This is a genomic window from Phycicoccus sp. Soil748 (genome assembly GCF_001428025.1).
Taxonomy (GTDB): domain Bacteria; phylum Actinomycetota; class Actinomycetes; order Actinomycetales; family Dermatophilaceae; genus Pedococcus.
This window is the reverse complement of sequence record NZ_LMSC01000009.1, coordinates 254856-270834: the sequence shown is the minus strand read 5'-3', so window position 1 is coordinate 270834 and position 15979 is coordinate 254856. Positions and strand designations below refer to the sequence as shown.

At 72.6% G+C, this 15979-nt stretch carries 14 protein-coding genes and 1 riboswitch; of the genes, 10 read left to right on the top strand and 4 right to left on the bottom strand.

Annotation, left to right across the window (positions count from 1 at the left end; all coding sequences use genetic code 11):
• The first annotated feature begins 33 nt into the window (after positions 1-33).
• Positions 34-924: a 4-hydroxy-tetrahydrodipicolinate synthase gene (gene dapA / locus ASG70_RS15260; protein WP_056884694.1), complete on the top strand. Its 891-nt coding sequence runs from the start codon at positions 34-36 to the stop codon at positions 922-924.
• Positions 921-2606, top strand: a complete 1686-nt coding sequence (locus ASG70_RS15255; protein WP_056884693.1) for a ribonuclease J — start codon at positions 921-923, stop codon at positions 2604-2606. Before dapA ends, ASG70_RS15255 begins: the two co-directional genes overlap by 4 nt.
• Before the next feature lie 60 nt (positions 2607-2666).
• Here the strand turns inward: ASG70_RS15255 and ASG70_RS15250 are convergent.
• Positions 2667-3850 (bottom strand): aminotransferase class V-fold PLP-dependent enzyme (locus ASG70_RS15250; protein ID WP_235531542.1); only part of this gene is annotated, 1184 nt, incomplete at its 3' end.
• A gap of 281 nt (positions 3851-4131) precedes the next feature.
• A riboswitch (SAM riboswitch) is annotated at positions 4132-4244 on the bottom strand.
• Between the two features lie 336 nt (positions 4245-4580).
• Between ASG70_RS15250 and ASG70_RS15245 the strand changes: the two genes are divergently transcribed.
• The 4 genes from ASG70_RS15245 to ASG70_RS15230 are packed head-to-tail and all read left to right on the top strand — an operon-like array spanning position 4581 to position 9459.
• Positions 4581-7313 carry a DNA translocase FtsK gene (locus ASG70_RS15245; RefSeq protein WP_082590866.1) on the top strand — a complete coding sequence of 911 codons (2733 nt, stop codon included), beginning with the start codon at positions 4581-4583 and terminating at the stop codon, positions 7311-7313.
• A gap of 49 nt (positions 7314-7362) precedes the next feature.
• Positions 7363-7893: a hypothetical protein gene (locus ASG70_RS15240; RefSeq protein WP_056884691.1), complete on the top strand. Its 531-nt coding sequence runs from the start codon at positions 7363-7365 to the stop codon at positions 7891-7893.
• A complete protein-coding gene (locus tag ASG70_RS15235; RefSeq protein ID WP_056884690.1) occupies positions 7890-8093 on the top strand; it encodes a DUF6186 family protein in 204 nt (67 codons plus the stop codon). Before ASG70_RS15240 ends, ASG70_RS15235 begins: the two co-directional genes overlap by 4 nt.
• A gap of 52 nt (positions 8094-8145) precedes the next feature.
• On the top strand, positions 8146-9459 hold the full coding sequence (locus ASG70_RS15230) for a multidrug effflux MFS transporter (protein ID WP_235531528.1): 1314 nt from the start codon (positions 8146-8148) through the stop codon (positions 9457-9459).
• 15 nt (positions 9460-9474) lie between these two features.
• On the opposite strand, the gene ASG70_RS15225 is transcribed toward ASG70_RS15230, so the two are convergent.
• The 3 genes from ASG70_RS15225 to ASG70_RS15215 all read right to left on the bottom strand — a co-directional run bounded on the left by ASG70_RS15225 (position 9475) and on the right by ASG70_RS15215 (position 11402).
• Positions 9475-10140, bottom strand: a complete 666-nt coding sequence (locus ASG70_RS15225; RefSeq protein ID WP_156400038.1) for an ATP-dependent endonuclease — start codon at positions 10138-10140, stop codon at positions 9475-9477.
• A gap of 5 nt (positions 10141-10145) precedes the next feature.
• On the bottom strand, positions 10146-10556 hold the full coding sequence (locus ASG70_RS15220; protein ID WP_156400037.1) for a hypothetical protein: 411 nt from the start codon (positions 10554-10556) through the stop codon (positions 10146-10148).
• An 84-nt stretch (positions 10557-10640) separates the two neighbouring features.
• Positions 10641-11402, bottom strand: coding sequence for a DUF4118 domain-containing protein (locus tag ASG70_RS15215; RefSeq protein ID WP_162253921.1), 762 nt, complete (start codon positions 11400-11402; stop codon positions 10641-10643).
• Positions 11403-11451: 49 nt separating this feature from the next.
• Here ASG70_RS15215 and kdpF point away from each other — a divergent pair, with 49 nt between their 5' ends.
• The 4 genes from kdpF to kdpC are packed head-to-tail and all read left to right on the top strand — an operon-like array spanning position 11452 to position 15933.
• A complete protein-coding gene (gene kdpF / locus ASG70_RS20130; protein WP_235531527.1) occupies positions 11452-11664 on the top strand; it encodes a K(+)-transporting ATPase subunit F in 213 nt (70 codons plus the stop codon).
• A complete protein-coding gene (kdpA, locus tag ASG70_RS15205) occupies positions 11664-13313 on the top strand; it encodes a potassium-transporting ATPase subunit KdpA (protein WP_056884686.1) in 1650 nt (549 codons plus the stop codon). The genes kdpF and kdpA overlap by 1 nt, the downstream gene beginning before the upstream one ends.
• On the top strand, positions 13310-15355 hold the full coding sequence (gene kdpB, locus ASG70_RS15200) for a potassium-transporting ATPase subunit KdpB (protein WP_056884685.1): 2046 nt from the start codon (positions 13310-13312) through the stop codon (positions 15353-15355). Before kdpA ends, kdpB begins: the two co-directional genes overlap by 4 nt.
• Before the next feature lie 2 nt (positions 15356-15357).
• Positions 15358-15933, top strand: a complete 576-nt coding sequence (gene kdpC / locus ASG70_RS15195) for a K(+)-transporting ATPase subunit C (RefSeq protein ID WP_056884684.1) — start codon at positions 15358-15360, stop codon at positions 15931-15933.
• The last annotated feature ends 46 nt before the right edge of the window (positions 15934-15979 follow it).

Sequence of the window (15979 nt, the reverse complement as noted above, 5' to 3'; positions counted from 1 at the left end):
GGGGCGCACCCGGCGGGGCGATAGCCTGCGGTCATGAGTACAGCCTCGCCGTTCGGTCGACTCCTGACCGCCATGGTCAGCCCCATGCACCCCGACGGGAGCCTGGACCTCGACGGGGCGCGCCGGCTCGCGGAGCACCTGGTCGACACCGGCCACGACGGCATCGTGGTCAACGGCACGACCGGCGAGTCCGCCACGCTCAGCGAGGACGAGAGCATCGAGATGGTCCGCCTCGTCGCCGACACCGTCGGCGACCGGGCCAAGGTCGTCGCGGGCGTCGGCTCCAACGCCACCGCGCACAGCGTCGCCATGACCCGGCGCGCCGCGGACGCCGGCGCCACGGGCCTGCTGCTCGTCACGCCGTACTACAACAAGCCGACCCAGGCCGGGGTGGTGGCGCACTGCCGCGCCGTGGCCGAGGTCACCGACCTGCCGGTGATGCTCTACGACATCCCCGGCCGGACCGCCATCCCGTTCACGACCGAGACGCTGCGCGAGCTGGCCACCGTGCCGAGCATCGTCGCCGTCAAGGACGCCAAGGGTGACCCGTGGGCCTCCACCAAGGTCATGGCCGCCACCGACCTCCTCTACTTCTCCGGCGACGACGCGACCACGCTGCCCTGGCTGTCCCTCGGGGCCGTCGGCACCGTCAGCGTCGTCGGGCACGTCGCCGGACGCGAGTACGCCGCGATGATCGAGGCGGTGGACCGGGGCGACCTGGCCGCCGCCCGTGACATCCACCGGCGGCTCGTCCCTGCGGTCGACGCGATCATGAGCACGTCCCAGGGGGCCATCATGGCCAAGGCCGCGCTCGTCGAGCTCGGCATCATCGAGCACCCGACGGTGCGGCTCCCGCTGCTGGAGTCGCCGCCGGAGCACCTCGACATCCTCCGTACAGGACTCAAGGAGTCTGGTCTGCTGTGAGCCACCCCCACCCCGAGCTCCACCTGCCCCCCAAGCTCGCGGCCGACGGCGTGCGCGTCGTGGCCCTCGGCGGCCTCGGCGAGGTCGGCCGCAACATGGCGGTCATCGAGCACGCCGGGCAGCTGCTCATCATCGACTGCGGGGTGCTCTTCCCCGAGGACCACCACCCGGGCGTCGACCTGATCCTGCCCGACTTCCAGTACATCGAGGACCGGCTGGACCAGGTCCAGGCGATCGTCCTCACCCACGGCCACGAGGACCACATCGGGGCGGTGCCCTACCTCCTCAAGCTGAAGAAGGACATCCCGATCGTCGGCTCGATGCTGACGCTGGCCCTCATCGAGGCCAAGCTCAAGGAGCACCGGATCACTCCTTACACGCTCGGCGTGAAGGAGGGCATGCGCGAGAAGCTCGGCGTCTTCGACTGCGAGTTCGTCGCCGTCAACCACTCGATCCCGGACGCGCTCGCGGTCTTCGTCCGCACCCCGGCGGGCACGATCCTGCACACCGGCGACTTCAAGATGGACCAGCTGCCCCTGGACAACCGGCTCACCGACCTGCGCGCCTTCGCCCGGCTGGGGGAGGAGGGCGTCGACCTGTTCATGACCGACTCGACCAACGCCGAGGTCCCGGGGTTCACGACCCCCGAGAAGGACATCGCCCCGGCGATCGACAAGGTCTTCCGCGACGCCGAGCGCCGCATCATCGTGGCCTGCTTCTCCTCGCACGTGCACCGCGTCCAGCAGGTGCTCAACGCCGCCGAGAAGGCCGGCCGCAAGGTGGCCATGGTCGGTCGCTCGATGATCCGCAACATGGGCATCGCGGCCGAGCTCGGCTACCTCAAGGTGCCCGACGGCGTCCTGGTCGACGTCAAGAAGCTCGACACGTTCCCCGACCACCAGGTGGTGCTGATCTGCACCGGCTCCCAGGGTGAGCCGATGGCCGCCCTGTCGCGCATGGCCAACCGTGACCACCGCATCGACGTGGGCCAGGGCGACACCGTGCTGCTGGCGTCCTCGCTCATCCCGGGCAACGAGAACGCCGTCTACCGGGTCATCAACGGCCTCATGCGCCTCGGCGCCAACGTCGTCCACAAGGGCAACGCCAAGGTGCACGTCTCCGGCCACGCCAGCGCGGGCGAGCTCCTCTACTGCTACAACATCGTGAAGCCCCGCAACGTCATGCCGGTCCACGGCGAGTGGCGCCACCTGGTCGCCAACGCCGAGCTGGCCGTGCAGACCGGCGTCCCTCGCGAGCGGGTGGTGCTGGCCGAGGACGGTGTCGTCGTCGACCTCGTGAAGGGCCGGGCGAAGGTCGTGGGCGCGGTCGACTGCGGCTACGTCTACGTCGACGGCTCGTCGGTGGGCGAGTTCGACGAGGCGCTGCTCAAGGACCGCCGCATCCTGCGCGACGAGGGCTTCATCTCGGTCATCGTCGTCATGGACTCGGCCACCGGGAAGGTCGCGGCGGGTCCGGAGATCCAGGCCCGCGGCTTCGCCGAGGACGACGAGATCTTCCGCCAGGTGCGACCCAAGATCGAGCAGGCGCTCGCCGACGCCACGGGCAACGGCGTCACCGACTCCTACCAGCTCGAGCAGGTCGTCCGCCGCGCCGTGGGCAGCTGGGTCGGGGGCAAGATCCGCCGCCGCCCGATGATCATCCCGGTCGTCATCCAGGCCTGAGGCGCCGGCGGGCCTGAGCCCGCGCCGTCCGGGCCCGAGGCGCCGGCCGGGCCCGAGTCNGGGGGGGGGGCGGGGGCGAGGTCGCGGGTGTCGTCGACCGGCACCCAGCCCTCGCCCGTGTGCACGTACTCGTGCCGCGGCCCGTGGGCAGCGAGGTCGGCGACCGCGGCGAGCAGCCGCTGGACGTGGGCGGCGGTCGTGGCCAGGCCGATGCTGGCGCGCACGGCGGTGTCGGGGCCCTCGGCGTACGGGTCGTCGAGGAGCGTGTCCACGCACAGGTGCGCGCAGAACTTGCCGTCGCGCACGCCGATCCCGTGCTCGGCCGACAGGACCGCGGACACGAGCGAGGAGTCGACCCCGTCGACCGTGAACGTCGCGACCGCGACCCGCTCGTGGCCGTCACCGAACAGCGAGTAGGTCTGCACGCCGTCGATGTCGCGCAGGCCGTCGAGCAGGGCCTTGCCCAGGAGCTGCTCGTGCGCCTCGACGGCGTCGCCGTGCTCGCGCAGCGCGTGGCAGGCGGCGGCCAGCGCGATGGCCCCGATGACGTTGGGGCTGCCGCCCTCGTGCCGCGCCGAGCCCGTGTGCCACTGCACCCCGTGCTCGGTGACCGCCTTGGTGGCGCCGCCGCCGGGCAGGTAGGGGGCCGCGGCGTCGAGCCAGTCGGCGCGACCGGCGAGGACGCCTGCCCCGAAGGGCGCGTAGAGCTTGTGCCCCGACAGGACGACGTAGTCGACGCCGAGCTCGCCGAGGTCGATGCGGCGGTGGGGGGCGTACTGCGCGGCGTCGAGGACGACGCGGGCACCAGCGCGCCGCGCGACCGCCGCCAGCTCGCGGATCGGCCAGACCTCGCCGGTCACGTTGGACGCGCCCGTCAGGACGACGAGACGGTTGCGGCCCTGGCGGGTCCGCAGGGCCTCCCGGAGCAGGACGACCGCGTCGGCGGCGCTGCCGGGCACGGGGATCCGGACCGTCTGGCGGGCCTTCCACGGCAGCAGTGCCGCGTGGTGCTCGGACTCGAAGACGAACACCGAGGTGTCGCGGGGGAGCGAGCGGGACAGCAGGGTGAACGAGTCGGTGCTGTTGCGGGTGAAGACGACCTCGTCCCCCTCGCGCGCCCCGACGAAGGCCGCCACCTCCGCGCGGGCCTGCTCGTACCAGCCGCTCGTCACCGCGGAGGCGTAGCCCTTGCCGCGGTGCACCGAGGAGTAGGTCCGCAGCGCCGTGTCGACGGCGGCCTTCACGCTGACCAGCGCCGGGGTCGAGGCGGCGTGGTCGAAGTTGGCGTAGTCGGTCGGGCCGTCCAGGGTCGGGACGGGCAGCCCGCCGGACACGACGGCGGGCAGTGCTGAGGCGCTGAGGGAGCGCACGGGCAGGGGCGGGACTGCGCGCAGGTGCTCGCGGGCGTGGGCCAGGGGAGCGGTACGGCGCGTCGCCGCCCGGGAGGCCTCGGGAGTGGTGGGCGGGGTGCTGGCTATCGACACGGAGGTCAGCTCCTGGGTCCGGTGGACCCGGGCTGGGCTCGGGTCCGCGCTTGCCACCTGCTCCTGCAGGCGGCCCGGTCGTCACCCGGAGCACCCCACCGCGGTGGAGGGTTGCTGGTCAGCAAGCCGGGGCTGTGCGCTGACACTCATGACCTTGGTCGACGACGGTAGCGGCCGGCTCGGGGCGGCTCCAGCAGGTGGACCGACCTTCCCGTCATCTGAGACGTGCGGCCGGCTGGTGCGCCTGCGCCGACGCCCGGACGGTGTCCCGGAGGATCCGTGGTCGTCGGCGCAGGCCCCGCCAGACGCCCGCCCAGAGTGGCACCGGCACGCCGTATGGCGACAGGGGTGAGCCCCGTCCGTGTCCGAAGTGATGCACCGGCCTCACCCGTTCGGGGGAGGGGCGGCCCGCGGTCGGAGGGACAGATTGGGCGCAGTGCGACGCGTGTGACGCGTGTGTCCGGTGTGGCCGTCGCGTAGCCTGCGGACCATGGCCACACGTCCGTCCACCTCGACGCGCTCCTCCTCGGCCCGGCAGGCGCGCAAGGGCACCACCACGCGCCCTGCCAACCGCCGTTCCCCTGCGCCACGCAAGCAGCCCGCGCGGGGCAAGGCCAGCGGCGGCGGCCTGCCCCTACCGCTGCGCGCGGTCCGGGGGACGTGGATGGGGATGGCGCACGTCGCAGGCGGCGCCGTCCGCCGGGTCGGCAGCAGCGCCCGCGACCTCGAGCCGGAGCACCGTCGCGACGGCCTCGGCTTCACCCTCCTCGGCCTCGCCATCCTCGTCGCCGCCCGCGAGTGGTGGGCCTTCGAGGGTGCGCTCGGCGACGTCGTCCACGCGGTCGTGGCCGGCACCTTCGGCCGCGTCGCCTACGCCGTGCCGCTGGCCCTGCTCTTCCTCGGCCTGCGCCTGCTGCGGGCGCCCCAGGACGACGGCGCGACGTCGCGCATCGGCATCGGCCTCGGTGCGCTCGCCTTCGCCGCCTGTGGCCTGGCCCACGTGTCACAGGGGATCCCTACCCCACCGCAGGGCGCCGACGGCATGCGCGAGGCCGGCGGCATCATCGGCTTCCTCGCCTCCAGCCCGCTCGAGGCGGCGGTCTCCGTGTACGGCACGGTCCCGATCCTGCTCATGCTCGGCTTCTTCGGCCTCCTGGTCATGACGGCCACGCCGGTGCACATGATCCCCGAGCGCCTCGCCGAGCTGCGCGACCACCTGCTGCACCGCGCGGCCGTCGAGCCCGAGCCGGTCGAGGTCGTCGAGGACAAGCCGCGCCGCCGTCGCCGCGTGATCGAGCCCGAGGGGCCCCTCGACGGCGACGAGGCCTTCGAGAAGGCCGCCGTGGTCGTCCCGGACGGCAAGGGCCTGCGCCCCGGCGAGAAGCGACCCACCGCTCCCGGCGTCCTCGCGCCCGGTGCCGCGGGGGCCGCCGCTGCGGCCGCGCCGACCCGCCCGCCCGTGGTCGAGAAGGCCACCCTCGAGGCGCCGCCGACGACCCCGCTGCCGCAGCGGGTCGAGCAGCTCGCCCTCGCCGGCGACATCACCTACACCCTGCCGGACAACGCCCTGCTCGAGCCGGGCTCGCCCCACAAGTCGCGCAGCGCGGCCAACGACCGTGTCGTCGAGGCCCTCACCCAGGTGCTCGACCAGTTCGACATCGACGCGCAGGTGACCGGCTTCAGCCGCGGCCCGACGGTCACCCGCTACGAGGTGGAGCTCGGCCCCGGCATCAAGGTCGAGCGCGTCACCGCCCTGTCCAAGAACATCGCGTACGCCGTCGCCTCGGCCGACGTCCGCATCCTGTCGCCCATCCCGGGCAAGTCGGCCATCGGCATCGAGATCCCCAACACCGACCGCGAGAAGGTCAGCCTCGGCGACGTCCTGCGCAGCCAGGCGGCCCGCGGGAACGAGCACCCGATGGTCATGGGCGTCGGCAAGGACGTCGAGGGCGGCTACGTCATCGCCAACCTCGCGAAGATGCCCCACCTGCTCGTCGCGGGTGCGACGGGCGCCGGCAAGTCGAGTTTCGTCAACTCGATGATCACCTCGATCCTCATGCGCTCGACGCCCGACGAGGTCCGCATGGTCCTGGTCGACCCCAAGCGCGTGGAGCTCACGGCGTACGAGGGGATCCCGCACCTCATCACCCCGATCATCACGAACCCCAAGAAGGCCGCCGAGGCCCTGCAGTGGGTCGTGCGGGAGATGGACACGCGCTACGACGACCTCGCCCAGTTCGGGTTCAAGCACGTCGACGACTTCAACAAGGCGGTCAAGGCCGGCAAGGTGAAGCCGCTGCCCGGCAGCGAGCGCGTCATCCACCCCTACCCGTACCTGCTGGTCATCGTCGACGAGCTCGCCGACCTCATGATGGTCGCCCCGCGCGACGTCGAGGAGTCGATCGTCCGCATCACCCAGCTGGCGCGCGCCGCCGGCATCCACCTCGTCCTGGCGACCCAGCGCCCGTCCGTCGACGTCGTCACCGGCCTCATCAAGGCCAACGTGCCGTCGCGCATGGCCTTCGCGACGTCCTCGCTCGCCGACAGCCGGGTCGTCCTCGACCAGCCCGGCGCGGAGAAGCTCATCGGCCAGGGCGACGCGCTGTTCCTGCCCATGGGCTCCAGCAAGCCGATGCGCGTCCAGGGCGCCTGGGTCACCGAGTCCGAGATCCAGGACGTCGTCAAGCACGTCACCGACCAGCTCAAGCCCAGCTACCGCGAGGACGTCACCGTCGTCGCGGCCAAGAAGCAGGTGGACGACGACATCGGCGACGACCTCGACCTGCTGCTGCAGGCGACCGAGCTCGTCGTGACGACGCAGTTCGGGTCGACGTCGATGCTGCAGCGCAAGCTGCGCGTCGGGTTCGCCAAGGCCGGCCGCCTCATGGACCTGCTCGAGTCGCGCGGTGTGGTCGGGCCGTCGGAGGGCTCCAAGGCCCGCGACGTGCTCGTCAAGCCCGACGACCTGGCCACGACGCTCGCGCTCATGCGCGGCGACGAGGTGCCCGACCCCGAGCCGGTCTTCGACGGCCAGGCGGCTCCCGACCTGCAGGGCGCGGCTGGCGACGTCGAGCGGACCGACGCGGTGCCGGTGGTGGGGACCTACGCCCCCGGCTACGCGCCCGACGCGCGCTACGCGAACGACCCCGTGGCGGCGCAGTACGCCGGCCGCGAAGAGGTCGAGGAGCCGGCCGACGCCTGGGAGCTCACTGGCCGGGACTGAGTCTGCGCCAGGGCGTCGGCGGGCACGGCCCGGACCGGCGCTGGGGATCGTGCTGGGCGCGGCCGTCGTCCACGTCGCCCGCGCCAACGCCGTCGACGTGGCGGTCTTCCTCGGCACCGCCGTCCTCATGCTCGTGGTGCTACGGCGCGACCTGCCGCCACGGACGCCGCCCCGGTGGCTGTCCGGGAGGTGGGCCGGACCGGTGGCGGCCTCGGTCGTGGGGCTGGTCGTTGCCGTGCAGCCGCGGGCGTCAGTCGCCGTCCAGCTGACGCTCGCCGTGGTCGGCTTGGTGGGCCTCGTGGTGGTGCTGCGGGCGGGGGAGGGCGCGCCCGTGCCGCGGCTGCCCACCGCACGCGCCTGGGTCTGGACCGTCCCACTGCTGGCCGGCTGCCTGCTCGAGCTCGCCGACCTCCTCTCCCAGCCGGACGCGCAGACCGACAACCCCGACCACCCGACGTTGAGCACCCTGGTCGACCCCCTGCTCGAGGGACGGCCCATCCGGGTGGTCGTGGCGGTCTGCTGGGCCCTGGCCGGATGGGTCCTCCTGCGGGCCCTCGCGGAGCGGGGGAGCCGGCGGTGACGGCCCGGGCCCTGACCGCCGCGGCCAACGTCGCGCTGCTCGCCTGCCTCGTGGTCCTGGCAGCGGTCGCGCGGCGTCGTCCCGACGTCGTGCCGCGGGTGTCGGAGGTCGTGCGGGAGGCCGCGCGCACCCGGGCGGGCCAGCTGCTCCTGCTGCTCGTGTGGTGGTGGCTGGGGTGGCACTTCCTGCTCGCGGCGTGAGACCGGCGCCCCCGCCGGAATGGATGGCGCACGTCCCGTCGTTGCGAACCCTGTGACCGCAGCCCCCGAGACCGCAGCCCCCGACACCCTCGTCCCGACGCCGGACGGCGTGCCCGTCGACGCCGCTGCCGTCGATGTCCGCACCCCGACCGTCCCTGCCCCGGGGACGGCGCCGACCGGTCGGGCCTACCTGCGCTTCGTCCTGGTGCTCGGGGCCCTCATCGCCATCGGGCCCCTGACGATCGACACCTACCTGCCCGCGCTGCCCTCGATCACGCGCGACCTCGGGGCGTCCGAGTCGGCCGTCCAGCTCACCCTCACCGGCATCCTGCTCGGTATGGGGCTCGGGCAGCTGCTCGTCGGGCCGCTCGCCGACGCCGTGGGCCGCCGCCGCCCCCTCATCGCCGGACTGGCGCTGCACATCGCGGCCTCGGTGTTCTGCGCCTTCGCGCCGTCGATCGAGCTGCTGACCGTCGGTCGCGTCCTGCAGGGCCTGGGCAATGCCGCCGTCGCCGTGGTCTCGATGGCCATGGTGCGGGACCAGTTCGCCGGGTCGGCCGCGGCCACCATGCTGTCGCGCCTGATGCTCGTGATGGGCCTGGCCCCGGTGCTGGCGCCGACCCTCGGCGGAGCCATCCTGCAGGTGACCTCGTGGCGCGGGGTGTTCGTCCTGCTCGCCGTGGCCGGAACCATGATGGTGACGCTGGCGTCGTTCGCCCTGCGCGAGACCCTGCCGGCGCACCGCCGTCGCAGGCTGGCGTTCCGCCCGGTCGTGGCGACCTACGGCTCCCTGCTGCGCGACCGCACCTTCGTCGGGCTGGTGCTGATCAGCGGCCTGATGTTCGCGACGCTGTTCTCCTACATCGGCGGCTCGTCGTTCGTGCTCCAGGACATCTACGGCCTGAGCGTCGCGCAGTTCGGCCTGGTGTTCGGGCTCAACTCGCTCGGCTTCCTGACCGGTTCGCAGGTCAACCCGTTCCTGCTGCGGCGGTTCGAGCCGCAGCTGCTCGTCCGCGCCGGCGTCACCATCGGCGCCGTGGCGGCCCTGCTCATGGTCACCTCCGCCGCCACCCGGTTCGGTGGACTGCCCATGGTGCTGGCGCCGCTGTGGTTCATCCTCCTCGCGTGCGGCCTGACCCTGCCCAACACCCCGGCCCTGGCACTGACGCGTCACGGCGAGGCGGCAGGCACCGCCGCAGCGCTCCTCGGCGCCGCCCAGTTCGTCATCGGCGGCGCGGCTGCGCCCCTCATCGGCGCGATGGGCTCCGACTCGGCCCTCCCGATGACGCTGGTCATGGCGCTCACCGCCTCCCTGGCCCTCGTCGTCGCGACCCTGACGCTGCGCGGAAGGCTCACCCCGGCCTGACGGTCCGCGTCGCCCTCAGCCGGTCCCGGCGAACGGTCGCACCGGCGGCCCGGCAGGGGGCTCGGCGAGGCCGGCCCGGATGTGGCCCACGAGGGCGGCCAGCGGGGCCGGGACCTGGGAGGGCGTCAGGGCTGAGGCGAGCGCCTCTGCCACGACGAGCTTGCGCCCCGAGGTGGTTCCCGCGAACCGCCGCAGCTGGTCGTGCACCGGCCGGCCGTCCCACGCGGGCTGCCGCCGGAACGCCAGGAAGCGGTCCAGGAGGCCGAGCCCGGCCAGCACCTCCTGCACCCGGGCCGTGCCGAGGGCGCGCACCAGCTCGTCCTCGAGGTCCAGGTCGCAGACGTGGAAGCCGAGCGCGGCCATGTCGGCCCGCGTGCCCACCGCGTGACCGACCGCTGCCAGGGCGCGGGACAGGAACGGTGCCTCGGCGGCGTCACCGAGGCCGAGGACCCGCGGCCCGGCGCCCTCGGACGCGTCTGCCACGAGTCGGACGAGGTGGTGGCGCACGTTGGTGACGCCCCCCATGTCCACGAGCTGCACGTCGTGGGCGCGGCCGTCCCCGACGCGGCCGTCCGCGAGAGACCCGACCCCGGAAGGCGCGTCGAGGGCGAGGAGGGCCCGTACGGCGGCGACGTCGCTGCGGCCCTCGAGCAGGACCACGACCCGCGGAACCCTCGGCACGGGTCTCAGTTGCCCTCGAGGTCCTGCCCGCGCGAGCCACGGGCGGCATACACCTGGCAGTCGCTGCCGGTCGACGCCGCCAGGCGGGTGACGAGGTCGGCCCTGCCCTGGGCGGCGGCGATGACGCCCAGGAGGTAGCAGGTCTCCGGGTCGGGAGTCAGAGGGGCGGTCGACGAGACGCCGGCGGACGCCTCGACGGCCTCCAGCCGGACGGACTGACGGTGGTCGACCCAGCCGAGCGCGACCAGGACCACCGCGACGAGCACGAGCGCGAACCCACGGCTCACCGGGCGTCCCAGCTCCATCGCCACGGCGAGCGGCTCGAGCGGCGAGGGCGGGCCGAACGGGCTTGGCTCGGACGGCGTCCCCGGCACGTCACCCGGCTCCTGCGTCCCTGCGTGCGTCGGTGTCCCCATGTCTCCCCCTGGTCGCTGGTCCTGCGGACGAGGGTAGGGGGGTCGCCCCGCCCGCGGGGCCGGAAGAGTGGATCTCCGAGCGGCTCAGTGGTCCTGGGTGCTGGTGTCGAGCAGGGCCGACAGCTGGTCGGCGAGCAGGACCGCGACCCGGCGCTGCTGCACGCTCGGGCGGGAGACGCGCGAGGCGGCGGTGAGGGTGAAGTAGCCGCGCTGCCGACCGCCCACGTGCACCGGCAGGAGGATGACCTCGTCGATGGGCAGCCCGCTGCGGTCGACATCGAGGGTGAGCCCGGACCGGGTCACCGAGCCGTCCCGCCCCAGCACAGGGCCCCCGGGCAGGTGGGTCGACGCGTGGTACTCGCACGAGTCGAGGCGGAGCACGTCCCGGAGGCGGGCCGCGACCGCGGCGATCACGCGCTGGGGCTCGCCTCCGGGGGTCGCCACCGACTCGGCTGTCGCCATCACGCCGTCGAGGTACCCACGGGCGCGGCCGAGCTCGGCGCGCTGGCGCTGTCCCCACAGCGCGAGCTCGTTGACGGCGAACCCGACGAGCAGCAGCAGGACGGCCACCTGGACGTCCTCGGAGTCGTGGATGGTCAGGCTCTCGTAGGGCTTGGTGAGGAAGTAGTCGAAGCCGACCGCACTGGAGACGGAGGCCGCGAGACCTGCGGGTCGCAGCCCGGTCGCGGAGGCGGCGACGATGAGCAGGGCAAGGGCGACGACGGCGCTGGCGTCGGGCAGCGGGCGGCCGGCTGCGGCCAGCACCCCGCACGCCAGGAACGGGACGACCAAGGCCACCGCGGTCACGGCACCACGTCGCGCTTCCAGGACCTCCTCGAGCTTCACGACTCCATGACGCCCACCGATCCCGCTGCAGGTCAAGGGACTTGATGCCTTGTTGACGCTGTGGGCCGCCCTGCGGCGCCGCCGCCTCGGGCAACGCCGTCAAGAACGCGTCAACGCCCGTCACCACGACGTCAAGGGGAGCCACCAGGCCGTCCGCCTGTCCTTCACTGGAGCCGTGATCGAGAACATCATTGCCGCAGTCGCCGGCATCGCCCTGCTCGTGTACCTCGTGTACGCGCTCGTCCGACCGGAGCGCTTCTGATGTCCGGGACCGTCAGTGGCCTGCTGACCATCGGACTGCTCCTCGCGCTCCTCGCCGTGTGTTACCACCCGCTCGGCGCCTGGATGGCCCATGTCTACGGCGACACGCGCCACTGGCGCGTCGAGCGGGTCCTCTACCGGCTCGTCCGGGTCGACCCGGACTCCGAGCAGGGGTGGCGGACCTACGCGGTCAGCGTGGTGGCCTTCTCGGTGGTGAGCATCCTCCTGCTCTTCGGGCTCATCCTCGTGCAGCTGCGACTGCCCCTCACGCAGGGTTCGCAGGGAATGGGTGCCACCACCGCCCTCAACACCGCGGTCTCGTTCGTCACCAACACCAACTGGCAGTCGTATGCCGGTGAGGTGGGAGCCACGCCGATCGTGCAGACGGTCGGGCTGACCGTCCAGAACTTCGTCTCGGCTGCGGTGGGCATGGCCGTCGCCGTGGCCCTCATCCGCGCCGCGGCGCGTCGTTCGGCTCGCGACATCGGCAACTTCTGGGTCGACCTGGTCCGCGGCTCGGTGCGCATCCTGCTCCCGATCGCCGCCGTCGCCGGCGTCGTGCTGCTCGTGGGCGGCGTCGTGCAGAACCTCAGCGCACCGGAGACCGTGAAGGCGCTCGCCGGTGGCGACCAGGTGATCCGGGGCGGCCTGGTCGCGTCACAGGAGGCGATCAAGGAGCTGGGCACCAACGGAGGCGGCTACTTCAACGCCAACTCCGCGCACCCGTTCGAGAACCCGAACGCCGTGACCAACCTGCTCGAGATCTTCCTCCTCCTGCTCATCCCGTTCGCGCTCACCCGGACCTACGGCATCCTGGTCGGCGACCGGCGCCAGGGCTGGGCCCTGCTCGGGTTCGCGGGCGTCCTCTGGGCCGCAGGTGTCGCGGCCACGACCGCCTCCGAGGTCGCCGCCTCGGGTGGGCTCGGCGGCGCGATGGAGGGCAAGGAGCAGCGGTTCGGCCTCTGGGCCTCCACGCTCTTCGCCGCCTCCACCACCGGGACGTCCACCGGTGCGGTCAACTCGATGCACGAGAGCTACAGCCCACTCGGCGGGGGAACCGTGCTCACCACCATGGTGCTGGGCGAGATCTCGCCCGGAGGCGTCGGGTCCGGGCTCTACGGGATCCTCATCGTGGCCATCCTCGCCGTCTTCATCGCCGGTCTCATGGTCGGCCGCACACCGGAGTTCCTCGGCAAGACCATCGGTCGCCGAGAGGTCACGTGCGCAGCCCTCTACATCCTCGTGATGCCCATCCTCGTGCTGGTCTTCACCGGCCTGTCGCTGGTGCTGGACGGGCCCAGGTCGACGATGCTCGCCTCTGGTCCCCACGGCCTCACCGAGGTGATGTACGCGTACGCCTCGGGCAGCAACAACAACGGCAGTGCGTTCGCCGGCCTCACCGCCGACACCCCCTGGTACAACCTGACCCTCGCCGCCTGCATGGTCCTCGGCCGGTTCGTGCCGATGCTGCTCGTGCTGCGGCTCGCGGGCCTGCTCGTCGAGCAGCACCCGCGCCCCGCGACGGCCGGCACCATGCCGACCCACACCCCGCGGTTCGTGGGGCTCCTGACGGGTGTCGCCCTCATCGTCGCCGGGCTGACCTTCTTCCCTGCTCTTGCCCTCGGGCCCATCGCGGAGGCTCTTTCATGACCAAGCACACGATCACCGGCGGGCACTCCCTCAGGGAGGTCGTCCCGCAGGCGCTCCTCAAGCTCGACCCGCGCCACGTCTGGCACTCGCCGGTCATCTTCGTGGTCTGGGTCGGTTCGGTCCTCACGACCGGCCTGGCCGTCAAGGACTCCAGCGTCTTCAGCTGGTCGGTGGCGGTCTGGCTCTGGGCGACCGTGCTCTTCGCCAACGCCGCCGAGGCCGTCGCGGAGGGGCGGGGCAAGGCCCAGGCAGCCTCGCTGCGGGCCACCAAGAAGGAGACCATGGCACGGCGCCTGCGGGAGGACGGCACCGAGGAGCAGGTTCCCGGCTCCGGGCTCCGGATCGGCGACACCGTGGTCGTCGAGGCCGGACAGGTCGTTCCCGGCGACGGCGACGTCGTCGAGGGCGTGGCCACGGTCGACGAGTCGGCGATCACCGGGGAGTCGGCACCGGTGATCCGGGAGTCCGGTGGCGACCGCAGCGCCGTCACCGGCGGCACCACGGTCCTCTCCGACCGCATCGTCGTGCGGATCACCACCAAGCCGGGCGAGAGCTTCATCGACCGGATGATCGCGCTCGTCGAGGGGGCGCAGCGGCAGAAGACCCCCAACGAGATCGCCCTGACGATCCTGCTCACCACGCTGACGATCATCTTCCTCGTGACCGTCATGGCCCTGCAGCCACTGGCCGTCTACTCGGGTCGCTCGCAGTCGGTGATCGTCCTGGTCGCCCTGCTCGTCTGCCTCATCCCCACGACCATCGGCGCGCTGCTGTCCGCGATCGGCATCGCCGGCATGGACCGCCTCGTGCAGCGCAACGTCCTGGCGATGTCGGGCCGCGCCGTCGAGGCCGCCGGCGACGTGTCGACCCTGCTGCTCGACAAGACCGGCACGATCACGCTCGGGAACCGCCAGGCCAGCGAGTTCCTCGGCCTCGACGAGTGCGACGGCCGTGCCCTGCCCGAGGCGGCGCACCTGTCCTCGCTGGCCGACTCAACCCCGGAGGGTCGCTCGATCGTGGAGCTGGCCCACACGGCATACGGCGTCGACGGCTCGCAGACCGCGGAGGCGCTCGCCCTCCAGGGGGCGACGTTCGTCGAGTTCAGCGCGACGACCCGGATGTCGGGGGTGGACCTCCCGGACGGCTCCCGGGTCCGCAAGGGCGCCGGCTCGGCAGTGGCCGCATGGGTGCGCGAGACGGGCGGGACGGTCGACGAACGCGTCACCACCCTCGCCGACCGGATCGGCGCCTCGGGCGGCACACCGCTCGTCGTGGCGGAGCAGGAGGACGGCCGTCCCGCGCGCGTCCTCGGCATCGTGCACCTGAAGGACATCGTGAAGCCGGGCATGCGCGAGCGCTTCGAGCACATGCGTCGGATGGGCATCCGCACGGTGATGATCACCGGCGACAACCCCCTCACCGCCGAGGCCATCGCCCGGGAGGCCGGTGTGGACGACTTCCTGGCCGAGGCCACCCCGGAGGAGAAGATGCGCCTCATCAAGGCCGAGCAGGAGGGTGGGCGGCTGGTCGCGATGACCGGCGACGGCACGAACGACGCGCCCGCGCTCGCCCAGGCCGACGTCGGCGTGGCCATGAACACCGGCACGTCGGCAGCGAAGGAGGCCGGCAACATGGTCGACCTCGACTCGGACCCGACCAAGCTGATCGAGATCGTCGAGATCGGCAAGCAGCTGCTCATCACCCGGGGCGCGCTCACGACGTTCTCGATCGCCAACGACATCGCGAAGTACTTCGCGATCATCCCCGCGATGTTCGTCGTCCTGTTCCCCGGGCTCGACGCCCTCAACGTCATGGGTCTGGCCTCGCCGGAGTCCGCCATCCTGTCCGCGGTCATCTTCAACGCCCTCATCATCCTCGCGCTGATTCCCCTGGCCCTGCGCGGGGTGGGCTACCGACCGAGCGGCGCGAGCAGCCTGCTGAACCGCAACCTGCTGGTCTACGGCCTCGGCGGCATCGTGGTGCCCTTCGTCGGCATCAAGGCCATCGACCTCGTCGTCTCCCTTCTCCCCGGATTGAGCTGAACATGTCGTCGTCAAACACCCGCCAGCTCCTGGCCGCCCTGCGGATGTTCGTGGTGCTCACCGTGCTCCTGGGCGGGCTGTACCCCGCCGCCATCTGGGGGGTGGGCCGGCTCGGCCTCTCGCACCAGGCGGACGGCTCGCGCGTGGAGCGGGGCGGTGTCGTCGTCGGGTCCAGCCTGCTTGGCCAGAACTTCACGGACGACCGCCACTTCCAGGGACGCCCGTCGGCGAGCGAGTACGCCGGCGACGTGAGTGGCGGGACGAACCTGTATGCCTCGGCGCAGGACCAGCAGAAGGCGCTCGCCGACCGGCGCGCGGCCTACGCCGCCGCCAATGGTGGCGCCGCAGCTCCCGCGGACGCGCTGACGGCCTCTGCCAGCGGGCTCGACCCCGACATCTCCCCGGAGAACGCGATGGCGCAGGCTCCTCGGGTGGCTCGGGCCAACGGCCTCGACCGGGGTGCAGTCGTCGACCTGGTCAGGGACCACACCGAGGGTCGCACGCTGGGATTCCTGGGCGAGCCGCGCGTCAACGTCGTGGAGCTCAACCTGGCGCTCGACCAGCTGGTCGCGCGGTGACCAGGCCCATCCGCGTCGTCGACTGACCGCCAGGACAGGGACCAGA